The 20,500-nt window shown below is 72.3% G+C and carries 16 protein-coding genes; 10 read left to right on the top strand and 6 right to left on the bottom strand.

Annotated features, from left to right (window positions below):
* Positions 1 to 137 precede the first annotated feature (137 nt).
* From ACWC5C_RS31565 to ACWC5C_RS31540, 6 genes are all read left to right on the top strand, one after another.
* Positions 138 to 776 carry a response regulator transcription factor gene (locus tag ACWC5C_RS31565; RefSeq protein ID WP_450880964.1) on the top strand — a complete coding sequence of 213 codons (639 nt, stop codon included), beginning with the start codon at positions 138 to 140 and terminating at the stop codon, positions 774 to 776.
* Positions 777 to 786: 10 nt separating this feature from the next.
* Positions 787 to 2,241: an ATP-binding protein gene (locus ACWC5C_RS31560; RefSeq protein WP_450880962.1), complete on the top strand. Its 1,455-nt coding sequence runs from the start codon at positions 787 to 789 to the stop codon at positions 2,239 to 2,241.
* A 115-nt stretch (positions 2,242 to 2,356) separates the two neighbouring features.
* A complete protein-coding gene (locus ACWC5C_RS31555; protein ID WP_450880960.1) occupies positions 2,357 to 3,517 on the top strand; it encodes an acyl-CoA dehydrogenase family protein in 1,161 nt (386 codons plus the stop codon).
* 36 nt (positions 3,518 to 3,553) lie between these two features.
* A complete protein-coding gene (locus ACWC5C_RS31550) occupies positions 3,554 to 3,922 on the top strand; it encodes a hypothetical protein (protein ID WP_450880958.1) in 369 nt (122 codons plus the stop codon).
* Complete coding sequence (locus tag ACWC5C_RS31545) at positions 3,919 to 4,671, top strand: SDR family NAD(P)-dependent oxidoreductase (protein ID WP_450880956.1); 753 nt, start codon at positions 3,919 to 3,921, stop codon at positions 4,669 to 4,671. Before ACWC5C_RS31550 ends, ACWC5C_RS31545 begins: the two co-directional genes overlap by 4 nt.
* Positions 4,672 to 4,706: 35 nt before the next feature.
* Positions 4,707 to 5,273, top strand: coding sequence for a flavin reductase (locus ACWC5C_RS31540; protein ID WP_450880954.1), 567 nt, complete (start codon positions 4,707 to 4,709; stop codon positions 5,271 to 5,273).
* A 77-nt stretch (positions 5,274 to 5,350) separates the two neighbouring features.
* Here the strand turns inward: ACWC5C_RS31540 and ACWC5C_RS31535 are convergent, their stop codons facing one another.
* Positions 5,351 to 6,235, bottom strand: a complete 885-nt coding sequence (locus ACWC5C_RS31535; RefSeq protein WP_450880952.1) for a helix-turn-helix domain-containing protein — start codon at positions 6,233 to 6,235, stop codon at positions 5,351 to 5,353.
* A gap of 108 nt (positions 6,236 to 6,343) precedes the next feature.
* Between ACWC5C_RS31535 and ACWC5C_RS31530 the strand changes: the two genes are divergently transcribed.
* The 4 genes from ACWC5C_RS31530 to ACWC5C_RS31515 are packed head-to-tail and all read left to right on the top strand — an operon-like array spanning position 6,344 to position 15,707.
* Positions 6,344 to 7,147: an alpha/beta fold hydrolase gene (locus tag ACWC5C_RS31530; RefSeq protein ID WP_450880950.1), complete on the top strand. Its 804-nt coding sequence runs from the start codon at positions 6,344 to 6,346 to the stop codon at positions 7,145 to 7,147.
* 38 nt (positions 7,148 to 7,185) lie between these two features.
* Positions 7,186 to 14,514, top strand: a complete 7,329-nt coding sequence (locus tag ACWC5C_RS31525; RefSeq protein WP_450880948.1) for an SDR family NAD(P)-dependent oxidoreductase — start codon at positions 7,186 to 7,188, stop codon at positions 14,512 to 14,514.
* Positions 14,511 to 15,302, top strand: a complete 792-nt coding sequence (locus ACWC5C_RS31520; RefSeq protein WP_450880946.1) for a thioesterase II family protein — start codon at positions 14,511 to 14,513, stop codon at positions 15,300 to 15,302. The genes ACWC5C_RS31525 and ACWC5C_RS31520 overlap by 4 nt, the downstream gene beginning before the upstream one ends.
* Positions 15,303 to 15,311: 9 nt before the next feature.
* Positions 15,312 to 15,707, top strand: coding sequence for a GNAT family N-acetyltransferase (locus ACWC5C_RS31515; protein ID WP_450880944.1), 396 nt, complete (start codon positions 15,312 to 15,314; stop codon positions 15,705 to 15,707).
* 18 nt (positions 15,708 to 15,725) lie between these two features.
* Here the strand turns inward: ACWC5C_RS31515 and ACWC5C_RS31510 are convergent, their stop codons facing one another.
* The 5 genes from ACWC5C_RS31510 to ACWC5C_RS31490 are packed head-to-tail and all read right to left on the bottom strand — an operon-like array spanning position 15,726 to position 20,497.
* Complete coding sequence (locus tag ACWC5C_RS31510) at positions 15,726 to 16,340, bottom strand: hypothetical protein (RefSeq protein WP_450880942.1); 615 nt, start codon at positions 16,338 to 16,340, stop codon at positions 15,726 to 15,728.
* 37 nt (positions 16,341 to 16,377) lie between these two features.
* Entirely contained in the window at positions 16,378 to 16,998 is a 621-nt protein-coding gene (locus ACWC5C_RS31505) for a hypothetical protein (RefSeq protein ID WP_450880940.1), read from the bottom strand.
* Between the two features lie 9 nt (positions 16,999 to 17,007).
* Positions 17,008 to 18,189 carry an MFS transporter gene (locus tag ACWC5C_RS31500; protein WP_450880938.1) on the bottom strand — a complete coding sequence of 394 codons (1,182 nt, stop codon included), beginning with the start codon at positions 18,187 to 18,189 and terminating at the stop codon, positions 17,008 to 17,010.
* Positions 18,186 to 19,418, bottom strand: coding sequence for an ATP-grasp domain-containing protein (locus tag ACWC5C_RS31495; protein ID WP_450880936.1), 1,233 nt, complete (start codon positions 19,416 to 19,418; stop codon positions 18,186 to 18,188). The genes ACWC5C_RS31500 and ACWC5C_RS31495 overlap by 4 nt, the downstream gene beginning before the upstream one ends.
* Positions 19,415 to 20,497 (bottom strand): pyridoxal-phosphate dependent enzyme, encoded by a 1,083-nt coding sequence (locus ACWC5C_RS31490; protein WP_450881115.1) that lies wholly within the window; start codon positions 20,495 to 20,497, stop codon positions 19,415 to 19,417. The genes ACWC5C_RS31495 and ACWC5C_RS31490 overlap by 4 nt, the downstream gene beginning before the upstream one ends.
* Positions 20,498 to 20,500: the final 3 nt, after the last annotated feature.

The following is a 20,500-nucleotide window of genomic DNA, read 5'->3' as shown; positions in this document are numbered from 1 at the left end:
CGAGAATACGACACCTGGATCACCATCAAGCTCCTGGCTCCGCCATGCAACGGCGGAGCCGCCCGCGACGTACCCGGCGCCACGTCCACGGAAAGGTTTACGCTCCTCCCGACCGCCATCTGTCGGGAGGGAGCACCATGCGCACCGGGAACCCACCGCCATCCCTCGTGTACATCCTCGACGACGACGAGGAGCTGAGCGAGTCCCTGGCCTGGCTCCTGGAGTCGGTCGGCATCCGCTCCGAGCGCTTCCAGGACGCCCGGACCTTTCTGCGCTCCTACGACCGGGACCGGCCCGCCTGTCTGATCCTCGATGTGCGCATGCCGGAACTCAGCGGTTTCGACGTCCAGCAGCTGCTGAACGAGACGGGCGCCCCGCTGCCCGTGGTCTTCGTCTCCGCGCACGGCGACATCCGCATGTCGGTGCGCGCTATGCAGAACGGCGCCGTGGACTTCCTGGAGAAGCCGTACGACCCGCAGCACCTGCTCGACGTCGTGCAGGCCGCGCTGCGCACCGCGCGGGAGCGCTTCGAGCGGGACGCGGTCCAGCGCGAGCTGCGCGGGAAACTGGACAGCCTGACCTCCCGCGAACGGGAGGTGCTGGAGCTGGCCGTCGACGGCATGCCGAACAAGCAGATCGCGGCGCGGCTCGGCATCAGCGCCAAGACCATCGACGTCCACCGCGCCCGGATCCGGGAGAAGACCGGTGCCCAGAGCATGGCCACGCTCGTGCGTGATGTGCTCAGGCTGGGGCTGCGGCCCGCCGCCGACCGATGAAAGGTGCCCCATGAGCACTGTCGACATGAGCACTGTCGAACCGGCCGACTTCCGGGCGCTGATGCAATCCCTCAAGTACTGCGTGCTGCTGCATGACGCCGACACCTACGAAATCCTCTGGGCGAACCGGGCGGCCTGCGATCTGCTCGGCTGGTCCGTGGACGAGCTGAAGCCGCTCAAGGCGCCGGACATGAGCCGGAACGCCCGCGAGTACAGCCGCGAACTCGGTCTCCGCTGGCTCGGGCGTGCCGTCGAGGACGGGGTCAGCGCCACCGAATGGTGTTACCGGGCCAAGTCCGGCGAGGAGTTTCTCACCGAGGCGATCGCGATCCGTGTCGACCTGCCGGGGCGGACGGTGGTGATGGTGCAGTTCCGGGACATCGCCGACGAGATGGCGGTCCGGCGCGATCTGTGCCGCACCGAGAGCAGGCTGCGCACCTTCCTGGGAAGTCTCGCCGAGGGCATCGTCGTCCTCGACGACGCGGGCCGGGTCGTCTTCGCGAGCGAGTCGGCCGTCCGGCAGCTCGGCGAGGGTCTGCGCGGGGCGGATTTCGCCGACTACTGCGTGGATGGGCCCATCCCGGCCGCCGAGGGGCGCTACCGCTTCGCCGCACCCGGTGGCGGGCCCAGTGGCGTACCCCGCTGGTACGCGTCGACCTGCCAGCACATCGACATCGAGAGCGATCTGCGCGGCCGGATGCTCCTCTTCCACGACATCACCGACCGGGTCCGCGCGGAGGAGGAACACCGCCGCGAAACCCAGCACCTCGACCACCTCGCCCGGTACAACGCCATGGGCGACATGGCGATGGCGATCGCCCACGAGGTGAGCCAGCCGCTCGCTGCCGCGTACAACTTCGTCGAGGGAGCGCGCGGCCGCCTCGGCGGCGGAGACGGCGACGCGTCCGTGGCCTGGGGGCTGGACAACGCCGCCCGGCAGATCGAGCGGGCCCGCCGGATCCTGGGCAGCCTGCGGAGCTACGTGGGCAGGCTGGAACAGTCCGAGCGGCTGACCGACCTGGGCGCCATCGTGCGCGACTGCGCGTACTTCATCGAGCTGCGGGCGCGGGAGCACTCGGTGGCCGTGTCGTTCGACCTCACCGACGAGCCGCTGCCGGTGCGCTGTGAGAACGTGCTGATCGGGCAGGTCGTGATGAACCTGGCCTTCAACGCCGTTGACGAGATGGCGCGTTGCCCGGTTGCCGAGCGCAGGGTGTGCGTCGCCACGCGTCCGGCGGAGGACGGGGGCGCCGAAGTGTCCGTACGCGACTGGGGGCACGGTCCGCCGCCCGGCGACCGGGTCTTCGACGGGGTGTTCACGTCCAAGGAGAACGGCAGCGGCATCGGCCTGGCGCTGAGCCACCGCATCATCACCCGCCACGGCGGCCGGATCGACGCCGGTCCGAACCAGCCGCATGGCGCGGTCTTCCGCTTCACGCTGCCGGTGGCCGAGCGGTTCGGGTAGGGGAAATCCCCTACGGGACGCCTCCGAATCCCCCATGGCAGAGGGCCCGTTGCCGGGCGTAGCGTCGTCGCCAGGCGGGGGAGGCAACCGCCGGGCTACGCGAGGAGCATCGTCCATGACGCAGTCGCTGGATTCCCCGGACATGACCCCGGACATGACCCCGGACATGACCCACATCGACGAAGTGCTGGCCGTGGTGGCCGAACGGCAGCCGGAATTCGAGGAGAAGCGGCATGTCCCACGGGATGTGATCGACGCGTTCAAACGCGCGGGCATCTACCGGGCGAGCACACCGAAGCGATTCGGTGGCGACGCCCTTCCGCCCCCACGATTCCTCTCGCTCATCGAACGGATCTCGGCCGTCGACGGCTCGGCGGGCTGGGTCGCCAGTTTCGGCTCGTCCCTCGTCTACCTGGCCGCGCTGCCACTGGAGACCCAGGCCGAGCTGTACGCCGACGGCCCCGATGTGGTCTTCGCCGGGGGACTCTTCCCGGTGCAGCCCGCCGAGCGCGTCGAGGGCGGCTACCGGGTCAGCGGCCGGTGGAAGTTCGCCAGCGGCTGCACCGGCGCGGATGTCCTGGGCGTGGGTATCAAGGCCGGTGAGGACACCACCGGTCGACCGCTGACCGCCGTGCTGCGGCCCGGGCAGGTGCGGATCGCCGAGAACTGGGACGTCGTCGGCCTGCGCGGCACCGGCAGCCACGACCTGGTGGTGGACGGCGCGATCGTCCCCGAGGAGTGGACGTTCGTACGCGGTGGCGAACCCACCGTGGACGAGGCGCTGTACCACTATCCGGCCGTCCCGTACGCCGCCCAGGTGCTGGCCGTCGTCGGCCTCGGCGTGGCGCGTGCCGCGCTCGACCAGGCCATCGCCGCCGGGGGCCGCGCGGGCTACACCGGCGCCCCGAAGCCCGCCGAACGCGCCACCTACCGCATCGCCGTCGGCCAGGCCGAAGCCCAACTCCGGTCCGCGCGCGCCTTCTTCTACGAGGCCACCGAGGAAACCTGGGACACGGTGCGGGCGGTCGGCCACGCGAGCGCCCGGCAGATCGCACTGCTACGGCTCGCCTCCACCCATCTCGCGAAGGCGTCCTTCGAGGTCGTCCGGGCCGCGTATCAGCTCAGCGGCATCGCCGCCATCGCCGACGGCAGCCCCATGCAGCGCTATCTGCGCGACGCCTCGGTGGTCCCGCAGCACGCCTTCCTCCAGGAGGGCATGTACGACGGCGCGGGGGCCGTGCTCATGGGCGTCCAGCCCTTCCCCGGCTTCCTGTAGAACACCAACTCCACGAGAAACAAAGGAACCTGTCCCATGGCGGATGCCACTCCCGCGCCCCTGCGCGTGCTCTTCTGTATCGGCGTCAACCAGAACTTCTTCGACCTGCCCACCGGGCGGGGAAAGATGGTCTGGGACGGCTTCATGACCATGCTCACCCGGCTGCGCGAGCTGCCCGGGGTGACCGTCCTCGGCACCATGGACGACGACCAGCACATGGTCGGCCCCTCCGGCTCCTGGCCGTGGACCTCGTACGTCCTCGCCGACGTGGCCGACCAGCCCACGGTCGCCGAGGCCTGCAACCTCTTCCGGACCGTCCAGGTCGGCGAGTACGGGCTGTGGCGCTACATGAAGATCGAGGCACGCGTCGGCCGCCCGCTGCCGGAGCCGGAGGCCACCCGATGACCCCGGCCCCCGGACGTGTCGCGCTCGTCACGGGCGCGGCCCGTGGGCTCGGCGCCTGCATCGCGGGCCGGATGTGCGCCGCGGGCTACCGCGTCGCCCTGACCGACCTGGACGGGGAGGCCGCCGTCAAGGCCGCGGCGGACCTCGACCCGACCGGGCGGAAGGCCATCGGCCTCGGCCTCGACGTGCGCGACAAGGACGCCTTCGTACGCGTCCGCGACCAGCTCGTCGAGCGTTGGGACGCCGTCCACGTCCTGGTCAACAACGCCGGGCACTCCAAGGTCGAGCCACTGATGGAGATCACCCCCGACAGCTTCGGCTCGGTCGTGTCGTCCAACCTCGACGGCACGTTCTTCGGCTGCCAGGTCTTCGGCGCCTACTTCGCCGGGCGCGGCCATGGACGTATCGTCAACATCGCCTCCCTCGCCGGTCAGAACGGCGGCTCCGGCACCGGTGGCCACTACGCGGCCGCCAAGGGCGCGGTGACCACCCTGACCAAGGTCTTCGCCCGCGAACTCGGCCCGCAGGGGGTGACGGTCAACGCGATCGCCCCAGGAGCGCAGGATCTGCCCATCGTGCGCGAGCTGATGCCGCCGGACCAGCTCGCCCGCATCGAGGAGTCGATTCCCGTGGGGCGGCTCGGGCGGCCCGAGTTCATCGCGGACATGGCCGTACTCCTCGCGGCGGAACACGCGGACACGGTCACCGGAGCGTGCTGGGACGCCAACGGCGGCATGTACATGCGCTGATGGTCCGGATGACACAGGAGAGGAGCGGCACCGCTGTGACCCCCAATCAGATCCCCGGTCAGACCCCCAGCCAGGCCGATTTCCGGGAGGCGATGGCGCACCTCCCGGCGGCCGTCAACATCCTGACGACGGACGGACCGAACGGCCGCTGCGGTATCACCGTGAGCGCCGTGTGCTCCGTCACCGACGACCCGCCGACCGTCCTGGTCTGCGTCAACCGGGGCAGCGCCATGCACGATGTGTTCCGGGCCAACGGCCGGGTCTGTGTGAACGTCCTCGGTGGCGAACAGCAGGACCTGGCCCTGCACTTCGCCGGTGCCACGAAGGTGTCCATGGCGGAGCGCTTCACCTGGGACATCTGGGACCCCACCCAGGAGGTCCCGGTCCTCAAGGACGCCCTGGTGACCGCGACCGGCACGATCACGCACACGGTCCCGATGGGCACCCACAGCGTGCTCTTCGCCACCATCGACGGCATCCGCACCCGAGCGGACGGCCAGAGCCTCGTCTACTTCAACCGGGCGTTCCACCGGCTCGGGCGCAGCGGGCCTGGCTCGGCCGAGCCCGACCCGGCGCCCGCAGCCGCCACCATCCGCCGGTAGCGATCTCCATGGAGATACTCCGGCCACGGATCCCGTGCAATGGGTGCTCCGGGCCGCGGACCTGGTGGCGACGCGGGTCAGACGCCGCGTGCACCGGCTGTGCTGTACGCGGCGCGCCAGGCAGCCGGGGGAGTGTTGACCTGGCGTCGGAAGAACGTGGTGAAGTTGCCGACGTCCCGGAAGCCGAGGCGCCGGGCGCAGCTGCGGACCGGCACATCGGTGTGGGCCAGCAGCCTCTTGGCTTCCAGCAGGATGCGCTGGTCGAGGAATTCCTTGGCGCCGGTACCGGCGGCGGCGTGCGTTGCCCGGGTGAGGGTGCGCACGTCGTAGCCGAGTGCCCGCGCGTAGTCGGCCACGTGGTGCCAGTCGGTGAAGTGCTCTTCGACGCTGGCCCGGTAGACGCGAAACACCTCGGCGCGGGGGCCGCCGGACCGTGTCGCGCCGGTTGCGGCAGGGGTGTCGGGGAGCGCGCGCAGGATCAGGGCCGCCAGCAGGTGGGAGAGCAGCGCGGGGGACGCCAGGCGTGGCGTGTGCACCGCCGCGCCGTGCTCGTGGCCGAGGTGGTCGGCCGCGAGCAGCGCGAGGGGCAGGCGTTGCCGGTCCAGCTGCCAGCACACCGGTGTGCTGGCCTCCGCGGTGGTGAAGCCGTGCAGAGCACCGGGCCGGAAGAGGATCAGTGGGCCGTCGCAGCCGTCGATGTCGCTCCAGCGGTGCACCATGCCCGGCCGGATCCACACGGCGCTGCCTTCCCCCAGCCGGTAGTCGTGAAAGTCCGCCTCATGGGCGCCGGCTCCGGAGCCGACCAGCGCGAACACATGGAAGTCGGGGCGTTGCGGCTGGACGCGACGCTGGTGGACGTCCATCGCACGCAGCGCGGCGAAGGTGAGCGTCTCCACCCCGTACGCCGATCCGACGGCGGGCAGGTAGCGCAGTTGCCGCACGGCGCCGTGTCCGTTTTCCACAAGGAATGCGTTCCTTTCCGCCAAGGGGCGGGCATGCCCCCGCCTACCGTCGGGGCTGCATCTTACGGACGGCGGGAGCCGCCTTCCGCAGCCCACAGGAAAGGCGCGATGATGACGGAAAAGACAAGGACGGTTCCCGTGGCGGGCGGGTCCCTCGATGTGCGCACGGGGGGCCACACGGGGCCGACGCTGGTGTTCGTCCACTATTGGGGCGGCTCCGCGGACACCTGGAACGGTGTGCTCGGACACCTGCCGCCCACACAGGCGACGGTCCGCTACGACCAGCGCGGCTGGGGCACCTCGCGGGCGCTGCCCGGGCCGTATCACCTCGACCAGCTCGCCGACGATCTCGCCCGGGTGGCCGGGACGCGGGTGCCGGGGCCGTTCGTCCTCGTCGGCCACTCGATGGGCGGCAAGGTGAGCCAGCTCGTCGCCGCCCGCAGGCCGTCCGGGCTGGTCGGCCTGGTGCTCGTCGCCCCCGCACCGCCGCAGCCGCCCGCCACGGTGACCGAGGAGTACCGGCAGGGCCTGTCACACGCTTACGACTCGGCCGAGACGGTGCGGCACGCCCTCGACCACGTCCTGACCGCCACACCACTGCCCGCGGCGGTGCGGGCCACCGCGGTGCGCGACAGCCTCGCCGCGGGGCCCGAGGCCCGGCAGGAGTGGCCCCTGCACAGCATCGCGCACGACATCACCCTCGCCGCGCACGACATCGAGGTCCCGGTGACGGTGCTGGCCGGGGAGAACGACCTCGTGGAGCCGCCGGGCGTCTTGCGTGACCACCTCCTGCCGCACATCCCGCACGCGACCCTGACGACGGTCCCTGACGTCGGCCATCTGCTGCCGGTGGAAGCCCCCGGAGCCGTCGCGACGGCTCTCGGGGACGTCCTGGCGGCCCTTCAGCACTGACCGATTGACCAGGAGTTTCGTGGGTAGGGGCGGAAGTGATGGCACGAAAGATGATCTCCACGCCGCCCACACCGCCCACCTCGTTCGCCCGTGAGGAGCAGTCCGGCGATATCGCCATCGTCGGGCTCAGTTGCCGGTTGCCGGGTGGCATCACGGCGCCCGAGGGGCTGTGGCCCGCGCTCGCGGCCGGGCGCGATCTGGTCGGTGAGATACCGGCGGACCGGTTCGACGCGCGCCGGTTCGTGGACACCGATCCACGGCGGCCGGGCAAGGCGTACTCGGCGGCGGGTGGATTCCTGGAGGACATCACCGGATTCGACGCCGCGTTCTTCGGGCTGTCGCCCCGCGAGGCGAGCCGGATGGACCCGCAGCAGCGGCTGTTGCTGGAAATGGCCAGGGAAGCCCTCGACGACGCGGGTATCGACCCGGGGACCCTCACCGGATCGGACTCCGGGGTCTACGTCGGGGTGAGCAACGCCAACTACGGCCAGCTGCAGTACGCCCGCCCGGAGGCGATCACGGCGTACACCATGGCGGGGGCGGCGCTCTGCAACACCGCCAACCGGATCTCGCACCTGTTCGACCTGCGGGGGCCGTCCATGGCGGTGGACACCGCCTGTTCCTCCTCCCTGGTCGCCCTGCACCAGGCCTGCGCACAACTGCGTGAGGGAAACGGCGGCGTGGCTCTCGCGTGCGGGATCAACCTGCTGCTGAGTCCGGGGGACTTCATCGGGTTCTCGAAGGCGTCCATGCTCTCCCGGAGCGGCCGTTGCCGCTCCTTCTCCGCGGATGCCGACGGATACGTGCGCGCCGAGGGCGGCGGGGTGGTGGTGCTCAAGCGCCTCGCCGACGCCAGGGCGGACGGGGACACCGTGCACGCCGTGGTCCTCGGCACCGGAACGGGCGCGGACGGGCGCACCCCCGGGCTCTCGCTGCCCAGCGCACAGGCCCAGGAGCAGCTGATGCGCCAGGTGCACCACCGTGCCGGGGTGCGCCCCGAGGACGTGTCGTACGTGGAGGCGCACGGCACCGGTACGCAGGCGGGCGACCCGATCGAGTGCCGGGCGCTGGGCCATGCGTTCGGCGCGGGACGGGAGACTCCGCTGCCCATCGGCTCGGTGAAGTCGAACCTGGGCCACCTGGAGTCCGGGGCGGGCATGGCCGGGCTGCTCAAGTGCGTACTGATGCTGCGCCACGGGGTGATTCCGGCGTCGCTGCACACCGAACCGCTCAACCCCGCCATCGACTTCGCCACGCTGGGCCTGGAACCGGTGACCGCGCCACGGTCCTTGGCACCGGGGGCGCTGGCGGTCAACTCGTTCGGGTTCGGCGGGGCCAACGCACACGCCGTCCTCGGCCCGCCGCCCGTGCCCTCCGTACCCCCGTCGCCGTCGCCGGGGGTGACGTCCCTGCCGGTGGTGGTCTCGGCGGCCACTCCGCAGGCGCTCACCGAGGCGGTCACCCGTACCGCCGCCCGGCTCCGGGACACCACCGACGCGTTCTACGACATCGCCTTCACCAGCTGCCGTCGGCGCGGACACCACCGCGAACGGGCCGTCGTACTGGCGGACAGCGCCGACGGGGCCGCCGCGCTGCTGGAGACGATCGCCGAGGGCACTCCCGTGGGCGGGGGCGCGGCGGCGGCCGCGAGCCCGGGGCCGGTGGCGTTCGTGTACTCCGGCAACGGCGCCCAGTGGGCGGGCATGGGCGCGGAACTGCTGGACGCCGAACCGGTGTTCCGCGCGGCCGTCACCGAGGTGGACGCCGAACTGGCCGGGCATCTGGGCTGGTCGGTACTGGCGGAGCTGCGGTCCGCGGAGCCCGAGCTGCACCGGACGGAGATCGCCCAGCCGCTGCTGTTCGCGGTGCAGGTCGGGCTGACCGCGCTGCTGCGAGAGCGTGGCATCCGGCCCGCCGCGGTGGCGGGACACTCGGTGGGCGAAGTGGCCGCGGCACACGCCGGTGGGGCACTGGACCTGGCGGCCGCCTGTAGGGTCATCGCCGAACGCGGCCTCGCGCAGGCGGACACGGCGGGTGGCGGGCGGATGGCGGCGGTCGGGCTCTCCGCCGACGAGACCGCCGCGCTGATCGCCGACCGGGGCCTGGGGGCGGACCTGGAGCTGGCGGGGGTGAACAGCCCCACCGATGTGACCCTGGCCGGGTCCGCCGAACAACTCTCCGCGCTCGGCGACGAGTTGCTGCGTCGCGGTGTGTTCTTCCGGGAACTGGATCTGGATTACGCCTTCCACAGCCGGTCCATGGACCCGATCCGGGACCGGCTGCACACCGGACTGGCCGGGCTGGCATCGCGGTCCGGCACCGCGGCGTTCGTCTCCACCGTCACCGGTGGCACGCTGCCGGGCACCGAGCTGGGCGCCGGATACTGGTGGCGCAACATCCGGGAGCCGGTGCTGTTCGGCCCCGCCGTCACCACGCTGGTGGCCGAGCACGGCTGCGGCACGATCGTGGAGATCGGCCCCCATCCGGTGCTGCTCGGCTATCTGCGCAGGCAGTGCGCCACCGCGGATCGGCCGGTGACCACGGTCGGCTCGCTGTTCCGCGCGTCGGCCGGAGCGGCCGCGGTACGGACCACCTGCGCGGCCGTGCTCGCGGCCGGGGCCGACGCCGACTGGGACGCTTGGTTCCCGGTGCGCGGCCGGGTCGTACCGCTGCCCGCCTACCCCTGGCAGCGGGAACACCATGTCAACGGCGACCCCACCTGGTGGTCGGCGGGACCGGGCGCCGGGGAGGATTCGGGACACCCGCTGCTCGGCGACCGGCTGCCGAGCGTGGAACCCACCTGGCAGACACGGGTCGAGCCGTCGCGGCACGGCTGGATCGGCGACCACCGGGTCAGCGGGGCGGTGGTGATGCCAGGCGCCGCGTATCTGGAGATGGCGCTCGCGGCTGGTCGTCGAACCGGCCACGAGGGGCCGGTCGAGGTCACCGGCCTGGACATCGGCAAAGCGCTCGTCCTGCCGTGGGACGACCCGGACATGGACGTCACCGTGCAGACCTCCCTCTCCGGCGAGGTGGCCCGGATGGCCTCCCGCCGGGGCGGTGAGGACTGGCAGGAACACGCCCGGGGGCGGGTGCGCCGACTGCACACCGGGCCACCGGCGCCGCTGGACGTGGTCGCCCTCCGCGAGGCCGCTCGGACCGAGGTCTCCGGGGAACGCCACTACGCGCGGATGCGGCAGGTCGAGCTGGCGTACGGGGAGGCGTTCCGCGGTGTCCAACGGCTCGCCGTGGCCGATGACACGGTGCTCGCCGACTACGCCAACCCCTCGGGGGTACGGGAGTTCGCCGCCCACCCGGCCCTGATCGACGCCACGCTGCAGTCCATCGGGGCGTTGCTCCCGCACGCCGAGAACGGGCAGGTCCACCAGTTCCTGCCCGCCGCGCTGGAGCGGGTCCGGTTCTGGCGGACCCCCGCCGACCGGGGCGTGGCCCTGATCCGGGCGCGCGATCTGTCGCTGCGCGAGGCGGTGGTGGACATCACCGTCGCGGATCCGGATGGCACCGTGGCCATGGAGTTGCACGGTGTCCGGGTAGGCCGGAACAAGGGCGCGGCGAACGGAGTCGACTGCGTCGTCAGCACGCTGCGGGCCGCCCCGCTTCCCGGCGCCACCGGCCCGGCCGGGCTGCCGACGGCCACCGCGCTCGCCGCCGCGCGGGCAGCCGAGGTGGCGGCGCTGACCGTGGCGTTCCGCCACTACGACATCCGCGCCTTCGTCCGCCGCGTCACCCACCTGACCGGCCACTTCGTGGTGGCCGCGCTCGCTGAACTGGAGGCGAAGGGCGCGCGGCCGGCCAACCGGATGCTGTACGAGAAGCTGCGGGCGCTCGCCGAGCGGGAAGGTGTGCTCGACCGGGCCCCGGAACCCGACCGGCTCCTGGCCGACCTGCTGCGGGACTTCCCCGGCATGGCGCCGGAGCTGCTGCTGTACGCGCGGTGCGGTCCGCAGCTGGCCGGGGTGCTCACCGGAGACGTGGATCCGGTGCGGTTGCTGTTCTCGGATACCGAGCGCCTCGCCGAACTGCACTACACGACCTCCCTGGCGCACCAGTACCTGAACCGGACGGCCAGGGAACTGCTCACCGAACTGGTCGAGGCGTGGCCCAAGGACCGGCCGCTGCGGATCCTGGAGGTCGGCGCCGGTACCGGGTCCACCACCGCCTGGCTGCTGCCCCGGCTGCCCGCCGACCGCGCCAGTTACGTCTACACGGACATCTCCAGCGCGTTCTTCCCCCGGGCCCGCCACCGGTTCGCCGACCACCGGTTCCTCGACTACCGGACGCTGGACCTGGACCGGGACCCCGCCGAACAGGGCTTCACCGCCGCCTCCTTCGACCTGGTCATCGCCGCCAACGTCCTGCACGCCACCACCGATGTGCGCCGGGCCCTCGGCCATGTCGCCGAACTCCTCGACAGCGGCGGGCGGTTGCTCGCCACCGAGTTTCACGACAACGACCTCTTCGCCCCCTGCTACGGGCTGCTCACCTCGGCGGCAAAGTTCACCGACACGGACCTGCGCGAGGACACGCTGCTCGCCCGTGAGCAGTGGCCCGAGGTGCTGCGCTCCACCGGGTTCGCCGACGTCGTGCAGCTCGGTGAGGAGCCCATCTGCTCGGTGCTCTTCGCCGACCGGGACGAACGCGAACAGCCCGCGCCGACGCCCGAGGCCGCCGCGCCCACCACACCCGGCCACTTCCTGGTGGCGACGGACGGCCTCGACGACCTGCCCGCAGCCGTCGCGGCGCGGCTGCGCGATCTGGGGTGCTCGGTGAGCCATGTCGACGCCTCGGGGGACCCCGCGCGATGGGGCGCCGCGCTGAACGACACCGAGGAGAGCACCGGGATCCTGGTCATGCTCGGGGAGGGGGCCGGGGAGGGCACCGGAGTGGATGACACCGACCTGGTGGTCCGGCAGGCGGCGATCCTGAGGGCGATGGTCACCGCCTGCCAGGCGCTGCTCGAGAGCCGTGAGGTGCGTGCCTGGGTACTGACGCCCGGTGCGCACACCGCGGTCCCCGAACGCCCCGCACCGGCCGCCGCCTGGGCCCAGGCGCGTACCCTGACCAGCGAAAACCCCCTGCTGAGGGTCCGCAGGATCGCGGTGGCCCCCGGTGCGACCGCGGCACACGTCTGCGCGGAGCTGCTCGCCGACACCGAGGAGGACGAGGTCGTGCTCACCGCGGGCGGGCGCTTCGCACCGCGGATCACCCAGCGCACGCCCGTCACCCGCACCGTCCGCCCCTTCGCCCTGGCCGTGGCGGACGACGGACCGGCGTGGACGGCCGTGGCCGAGCCCGAACCAGGCCCCGGAGAGGTGGTCATCGAGGTGCGGGCGGCGGCGCTCAACTACGCCGACATCATGGTCTCCCGGGGACTGGTGCCGCCCATGGCCGAGACACCGGACACCGGAACCCCGCTGCTGGGCCTCGAATGCGCCGGAGTGGTGATCCGCGTCGGTGCCGGTGTGACCGACCGGGCCGTGGGCGACCGGGTGATGGTCGCGCAATCCGGCAGCCTCACCACGCAGGTGCGCTGCCGGGCCGGGCTCACCGTTCCGATCCCCGAGGGCATGCCGTTCACCGAGGCGGCGACCATCCCGACGGTCTTCGCCACGGTGCACTACGGCCTCGACTACCTGGCCCGGCTCCGCCAGGGCGAGACGATCCTCGTACACGGCGCCGCCGGTGGCGTGGGCCTGGCCGCGCTGCGATACGCCGAACACGTCGGGGCCACCGTCATCGCCACCGCGGGCACCCCCGCCAAACGGCAGCTGCTGCGCCTGCTCGGCTACGAACACGTACTGGACTCCCGCGGACTCGGCTTCGCCGATGAGGTCCGCGAGATCACCGAGGGCCGCGGGGTGGACGTGGTGCTCAACTCGGTGGCGGGGGAGGCGCTGGGCCGTGGCATGGAGTTGCTGCGGCCGCACGGCCGGTTCGTGGAGCTGGGGAAGCGCGACATCCTCGCCGACAACGCGCTCGCCCTGCGGCCGTTCTCCCGCGACCTCTCCTTCTTCGGGGTCGACCTCACCAGTCTGCTCCAGGGCGACGGCCCGGTGGCCGGGCAGATGATCGCCGAACTGGCCGAGCGCGTGGCGTCCGGGGTGTACCGGCCGCTGCCGCATCTCACCTACCCGGCGCACCAGATCGCCGCCGCCATGGCGCTCCTGCGGGACTCCCGGCACATCGGCAAGATCGTCATCACGCTCGACCCCGCCGAGCCGGTGCCCGTACGGGTTCCGCGGCCGCCCATGGCACTGGATCCGGCGGCCACGTACCTCGTCACCGGCGGGCTGGGCGGGTTCGGCGCGGCCACCGCCGTGTGGCTGGCCCGGTGCGGGGCGCGCCACTTGGCGCTGGCCTCCCGCAGTGGCGCCGCCCACCCGGAGGCCGCCGCGGTGCTCGCCCGCCTCGCCGAGGAGGGGGCGCGGGGGACCGCCTACGCCACCGATATCAGCGACCCCGGGGCCGTCCGGGAGCTGGTGGCCGCCATCGACACCACCGGCCCTCCGCTGCGGGGCGTCATCAACGCCGCCATGGTGCTCGACGACGTCCTCGACGACGCCACCGCGGTGGAACTGGACGATGAGCGCACCCGCGCGGTGGTGAGCCCGAAACTCGACGGGACGTCACATCTGGACCGGCTCACCCGTGACCGGCCACTCGACTTCTTCGTCTTCTACAGCTCCATCTCCGCCCTCGCCGGAAACCTCCGGCAGAGCACCTACGCCGCGGGCAACCTGGCAGGCGAGGCGATCATCCGGCAGCGCCGGGCCGCGGGGCTGCCCGCACTCGCCGTGCAGTGGTGCGCCATCTCCGACACCGGCTACGCCGACCGGGCGGGCATGGTCGACACCATGCGGCAGGCCGGTTTCGGTGAACTCGATTCCACGACCGCCACCCGGGCCCTCGGTGAGCTGATCACCGATCCCGATGTGGACGTCATCATGGTGGGGAACACGGACTGGGCGCAGACCGCGAAGCTCCTCCCCGCCGTCGCCGCCCCGCGCTTCACCGACCTGCTGCCCGCGCCGGACGCCGATCCCCATGACACCGACCGGAACATCCCGGAGCTGGTGCGCTCGGCTTCCGAGCCGGAGGCGCTGGGCATCGTCACCGAGGTGCTGGTCTCGGCGCTGGCCACGGTGCTGCAGACCACCCCGGAGCGGATCGACCCGGACACCCGGCTCGACCAGCTCGGCCTGGAGTCGCTGATGGCGGCCGAGCTGAGTTCCGTGCTGCAGCGCAGGCTGGACTGCGTCGTCCCGACGATGGAACTGGCCACCGCGGCCGGTGTCCGGCAGCTCGCCCCACGCCTGCTCGGGCGGGTCAGGAGGGGCGCCGCATGACCCCGCCCCCGCCGTTCCCCGCCCCACGGCTCAACCGGCTCACCGACCGGCAGACCGCGCGGATCCGGCTCTACTGCGTGCCGCCGTCCGGCACCGGCTCGGAGTTCTTCCTGCCCTGGGTCGCCGCGTTCTCCGAACTCTTCGACCTGGCCGCCGTCGACCTGCCGGGCCGCGGCACCCGCGCCGTGGAACCGTCGATCACCGATGTCGGCTGGGCGGCCACCGGCATCGCGGAGGCCATCGCCACGGACCTCAGCCACCGGCCACCCGCCGACGGCTTCTACGCCGTCTTCGGCCACAGCTTCGGAGCGCTGCTCGCCTACGAGGCCACCCACCGGCTCCGCGCGGTGGCGCACACCGAACCCGACCTGCTCGCGCTGTCCGCCGTCCCGCCACCTGGCCGCGATGGCCTCGACGACCACATCGCGCGCAACCTCGGCTCCGGGATCGCCGCCATCACCGAAGTCATGGGCTGGGAGCAGCCCACCACCGACGACGCGCTCACCCGCACCGTCTACACCCCGTTCCTCGCGGACGCGGTGGCCCTGCTGCAACACACCCGGCAGCCACGCCCCCCGCTGCGCGCGCGGCTGAGCGTCTTCGGCGGCCTCGACGACCCGATGGTCGGCCCCGGGACACTGCACGAATGGAGCACCCACACAACGGCCGACACCCGAGTCCACCACTTCCCCGGCGGCCACCACTACGTACGCTCCCAAGCCCCCGAGGTGGCCGACCGCCTCACGGACGACCTGCTGTCCGCGTACCGGAGTCCGGCTGGACACTAGGATCCGGGCGTGACGATCCGGTACGAGTGGCGAGGCGACGTCGACAACGCCTCCCTCAACGCGCTGCACGCCGACGGCTTCGGCTCCCCGGTCGGTCGGACCGACTGGAGAGCCCGCCTTGAACGTCACAGCCTCGGCTGGGTCTGCGCGTGGGAAGACGGCTCTCTGGTCGGCTTCGTCAACGTCGCCTGGGACGGCGGAGCCCACGCCTTCCTCCTCGACACGGTGGTCGCCCGGCACCGCCGTTCGAGGGGAATCGGCGCCGCCCTCGTCGCGGCCGCGGCCAAGGAGGCCCGCGCCGCGAGGTGCGAGTGGCTGCACGTCGACTTCGAGGAGCACCTGCGCTCGTTCTATGTCGACGCCTGCGGCTTCAGGGAGTCGGGGGCGGGCCTGATCGCCCTCTGACGAAGACGGATCGCGGGCTCACTCCGGCAGGCCGATCAGGCCCCAGCCGTGGCGGGCGGCCTCCGTTACGACGTCGCCCCATTCGCGGATGAGGACGCTGAACGCCTCGTAGGTGTCCGGGCGTCCGGCCCAGCCCTCGCACTCCGCGGCGAAGGGGCCGCGCAGCTTCTCCAGGCGCGGAGCCGCCCGCTCCCAGGCGTGGGCCTTGGCGCGCGTCACCTCTGGCGGGCAGACGAGGAGCAGGTTGCGCCGCCAGCGGTCGGTGGCGGGCGGGAAGAAGCCCCCGCCGCCGGTCAGCGTGGGGTCCTCGTCCGGATCCTCGTCCCAGATCAGCCCGTTCAGGAAGTGGTCCATCACCTCGCGCAGCGACGCGTCGGCGAGCGCCCGCATGTCGTCCCACGCATCGCCTGCGCGACTGTGCCACCGGTAGGAGCCGGTGGTGCAGAAGAATCGGTACTCGGCACACCACGCGGGCCCCGGCCCCGGCGGCCAGACCCACCCGTCGGCCACGCCGTACGCGCTGTCGAGACCGGTCGGCCAGAGGGCATCGTCCAGTGCCGCGATGCGCTCGCCGACGGGCAACGCGCGGAGCCGTTCCCAGTCGGCCATGACCACGGTGAGATCCAGTCCCATGGCGGCAGCCTACGCATGGCAGGTGTCGGCGGCGGGATCAGGTTTTGGGGCGGATGTGGATGGCCGCGCGGTCGTAGGCGCCGTATGTGATCAGGTCCTCGGCCGTGAGCAGGGCCACCCAGGAGTTGCCGCGCTCCCACGCCAGGTACTTGTGCACGGTCTCCTCGTCGTCGGGGAGCTGGTACGTGCCCTCGGGGAGCGGGGGGCCCAGGCGGGTGGTGAGCAGGTCGGATACCCGTTGGTACTGGGCCTCGAAGTCGTCGGCCGTGGCCTCGGGGGTCACGTCACGTCGGCTGTGGAAGGGGCCGAACTCGTTGTCCCATTCCTTGGGGTCCACCGGGTCGGTGAAGTACGCGAAGGGGTGCTCGACGAAGCAGCCCGTTCGGCAGTCGGGGTGGGCGCAGACCACGGTGGGGTCCGGGTCGCGGCGGCATCCGGGGGGTTCACCGAGCAGGAGCCACCAGTCGTCCACTCCTTCCTCGCCACTGATCCACCAGGGCTCTTCCCAGGCCACGCCCGGCTCGTCGGGGTCCTCGCCCGCACACCAGCCGTTGCGTGCGAAGGCGTCCTCGTAGGCCTGTCGGCTCCAGGGCAGGTCCGCGAGTTCGATCACGCGGTCCAGTAGGGCGTCGCCGAAGGGCAGCAGTTGCATGGCCATGGAAGGACGCTATCGGACGCGCCGGGCGCGCAGGACCGTGGTCAGCAGTGGCGGCAGCAGTACGCACTGCACCGCCACCGCGGCCCAGAACAGACCGGCGTGGTCGGCCCGTTCGGCCACCTGGTAGCCCTCGCCGCCCGCGACGCCGCTGGCGAACGCGCCGATTCCGGCCGCGAGGCGCTGGCGGCCGAAGACCACGGCGGGGGAGCGGGGCGAGCGGGCGAGGGCTTCGAGGTCGTTCTTGAGGAAGAGGATGACCTCGGCACAGCAGATGAGCAGGGCCCCGGTCAGGATCGCGGCGTGGCTGCCGAGGCCGAGCGTGGCCATGCCGGTGGCCATCGTGGCGAAGCCGATCCGCAGGGCGCGGCCGTACGGCAGACGGGCGATCCAGCCCGAGGCGAGGGGTTGCGCCACCACGAGGAGCAGGGCGTAGAGGGCGAGGACGAGGCCGTAGTACGTGGCGGACGTCCGGGGCACGGCGTAGAGGGCGAGGTAGTGCTGGAAGAACATGAACAGGTACAGGCTCAGCACGGTGGCCGCGAACGGCAGGGCGTCGTGTCGGGTGGTGTTCTCCTCGCTCTCCTCATGCTCCGGTCCGACCGGGGTGGGCTCGGTGACTTCGGCGGGCAGCAGCGCGTGGCCCGCCGTGATGGCCGCGAAGAGGACGGCGACGGCGGTGAAGAGCCCGGCCGAGGCGCTGAGCACGAAGGGCGCGGCGGCCAGCGGCCCCAGCGCGATACCGGCGTTGAGCGCGGAGCCGCTCGCGGACAGCAGCAGGGGGCGCCGGGCCTCTTCGACGCCGTGCACCAGATAAGCCTTGTTCGCCGGGAGGTAGAGCGCCGCGCCGCAGGAGACGAGGAAGAGCGCGGCGACGGCCACGTACGCGTGGCGCAGCCCGGGCAGAAAGGCCGCGAAGCCCACCGTACGGATCACCAGCGCCAGCAGCATGGTGCGCCGCAGCCCGAGGCGTTCGGCGGCGGCGCCGCCCACCACCCCGCCGGAGAACTGCACCAGCGAGGCGGTGGCGAGCACCACGCCGACCGCGCCGAGCCCCATGCCCAGCCGCTCGTGGAGCAGTACGGACATGAAGGGCAGCACGGCGAAGCTGCCCAGCGGGATGAGGAACGACCCGGCCAGCAGGAACCGCTGGGGGCCGGTGAAGCCCGCCAGATGGCCCGAGAGCGTGCTCACGGCCGGTGGCCGTCGGCGATGAGCGGCCGTACGCTTCCGGCGGCGCTGAGCGCGCGGTGCAGGGCGAGTTCGGCGGTGGCGGCCTCGGCCAGCACGATGCCGGTGCAGCCACGCTGATCGGCCAGGTGCTCGACGCGGTCCCCGGGGGCGGCGGTGGGATACCACTCGGGCGCGCCGGGGAAGGTGGCCAGGGTGTCCAGCCCGGACCAACCGGTGAGCGTGCCGGGCCGGTCGGGGTAGCGGAGGACGAAGGCGGTGGCGGGACCGGCGGGGGCCGGGGCGTCGAGCAGAGCGGGGCGCCGCCCGAGGGCGACGTCGACCATGGCCTCGTACACATTGGTGTCCAGGGCGCGGCACAGGGCCTCGCCGACGAGTGCGCCACCGATCCGCCGGTTGATCTCCACCAGCTCCGGGCCCTCGGTGGTCAGCACGAATTCCACATGGGCGAAGCCGCTGTCGTGTCCGGCCGTGGCGAGGACCCGGCCCACCCAGTCGTGGATCAGGATGTGCGGGGACGACGGCAGGGCGACGGGGAACGCGGCGGCCTCCTCGCGCACGGCGGGCTCGGGGGAGAGCTGGCGGCTGAGGACGCCCAGCAGCCGGGTGCGCCCCGCCCAGCTCAGCGTTTCCGCGCTGTACACGGGACCGGCGAGGAACGGTTCGGCGAACAGGCCACCCTTGAAGGCCCGTTGCCCCGCTTCGGCGAGCGCGGCGCGCAGCTGGTGTTCGTCGCGTACGACCCATACGTTGCGGGAGGAGGTGCCCGCGGAGTCCTTGAGGACGGAGGGCAGGCCCGTCCCGCGTATCACCTCGGCGACCGCGCCGGGATCGGTGGCGGTGACGGCCACGGCGCGGCCACGGCTCAGTCCGTGGTCGTGGAGGAGGTTGCGTACGCGGTGCTTGTCGCGCAGCAGACGTACGGCGGCCGGGTCGGGGCCGGGCAGGCCGAACCGGGCGGCGAGGTCGGCGCCCGGCACGCTCCAGGTGTCGGTGGAGTTGATGAGTCCACGCAGGTCGGGCAGCGTGGCGAGGGTTTTGGCGCAGGCTTCTTCGTCGCCGGTGTCGACGTCGACGATGTCGAGCGCGGCGCCGGGCGGCAGATGGGCCAGCTCATGGCGGTAGACGTGGCGGTCCTGGGTGAGGAGGGCCAGCCGGTGTCCGGCGCTGGTGGCCGCTTCCACCAGCCGTCCCAGGCCGAACGTGAGGGCTTCCAGGGCGGCGATGGTCACGACGCGCTCTCCTCCTTGGTGAGGGTCCGGGTGACGTCGTAGGGGCGCCGTCGCCAGTCCATGACCGACCACGGCATGGCGAGGTCGGCGAGCGTGGCGATCTGCCGTGGCCACAGCAGGGCGGGGTCCGGTGCCTCGCGGTGGCGCGTGAACACCTTCTCGGCGTACCGGTGTCCGGTGTCCGCGCCGATGACCAGGTGGGTGCGCTCGGGGTGGCGTACGGCCTCCCAGCCCGCCACGAGGTGCGCCGCGCCGGTGGACAGCCCGGCGAACACCGCGTGGTCGCGCAGCAGGCCGACGGCGCCCGCCATGGCGTGGCGGAAGTCGACCCAGTGCAGGGTGTCGTAGAGGTGGTGGCGGACGTTGTCGAAGGGGATGGAGCTGCCGATGCCCGCGATGATCGCCTCGGGGTCCTGGAAGGCCTCGCTGCCGAAGGTGACACTGCCGAAGGGCTGCACGCCCAGCAGCGCGACCTCGCGGCCCCGCTCCCGCAGCGGCTGGACCAGTCCGCCGGTGGAGGCGCCGGTGCCCACGGCTCCGACCACCGTGAGCAGCGCGCCGGGGAGCGCGTCGTCGATGAGATCCGCGAGTTCCCGGTATCCGGCGTAGTGGACGGTGTCGTGGTACTGGCGCATCCAGTGCATACCGGGCCGCTCGGCGATGAGCTGCCGCACGCGCCGCACCCGCCGCTCCTGGTCCAGCCTCAGGTCCGCCGAGGGCGGCATCTGGTCCACGGTGGCGCCGAGGATTTCCAACTGGGCGCGCATGGTGGCGTCGACGGTGGTGGAGGCCACGATGTGGCAGTGCAGTCCGTAGCGGTGGCAGGCCATGGCGAGCGCCAGGGCGTAGATGCCGCTGGAACTGTCCACGAGGGTCTGACCGGGTGCGATGGTGCCGCGCTCCAGCAGGGTGCGGACGGCGCCGAGCGCGGCGTAGATCTTCATCGTCTCGAAGCGGGCGAGGACGATGTTGTCGCTCAGCCGGAGCAGGTCGGGGGCTTTCATGGCGTCGGTGATGTGCTGGTGGACGACGGTGGCGGTGGCGGCCGTCGGGGCGGCTTCGGTGTGCAGCGGTGTCATCGG

The sequence above is a fragment of the Streptomyces sp. NPDC001700 genome, from assembly GCF_053596435.1.
Note: the sequence above shows the minus strand (reverse complement) of the source record. Positions and strands in the feature narration are given on the sequence as shown.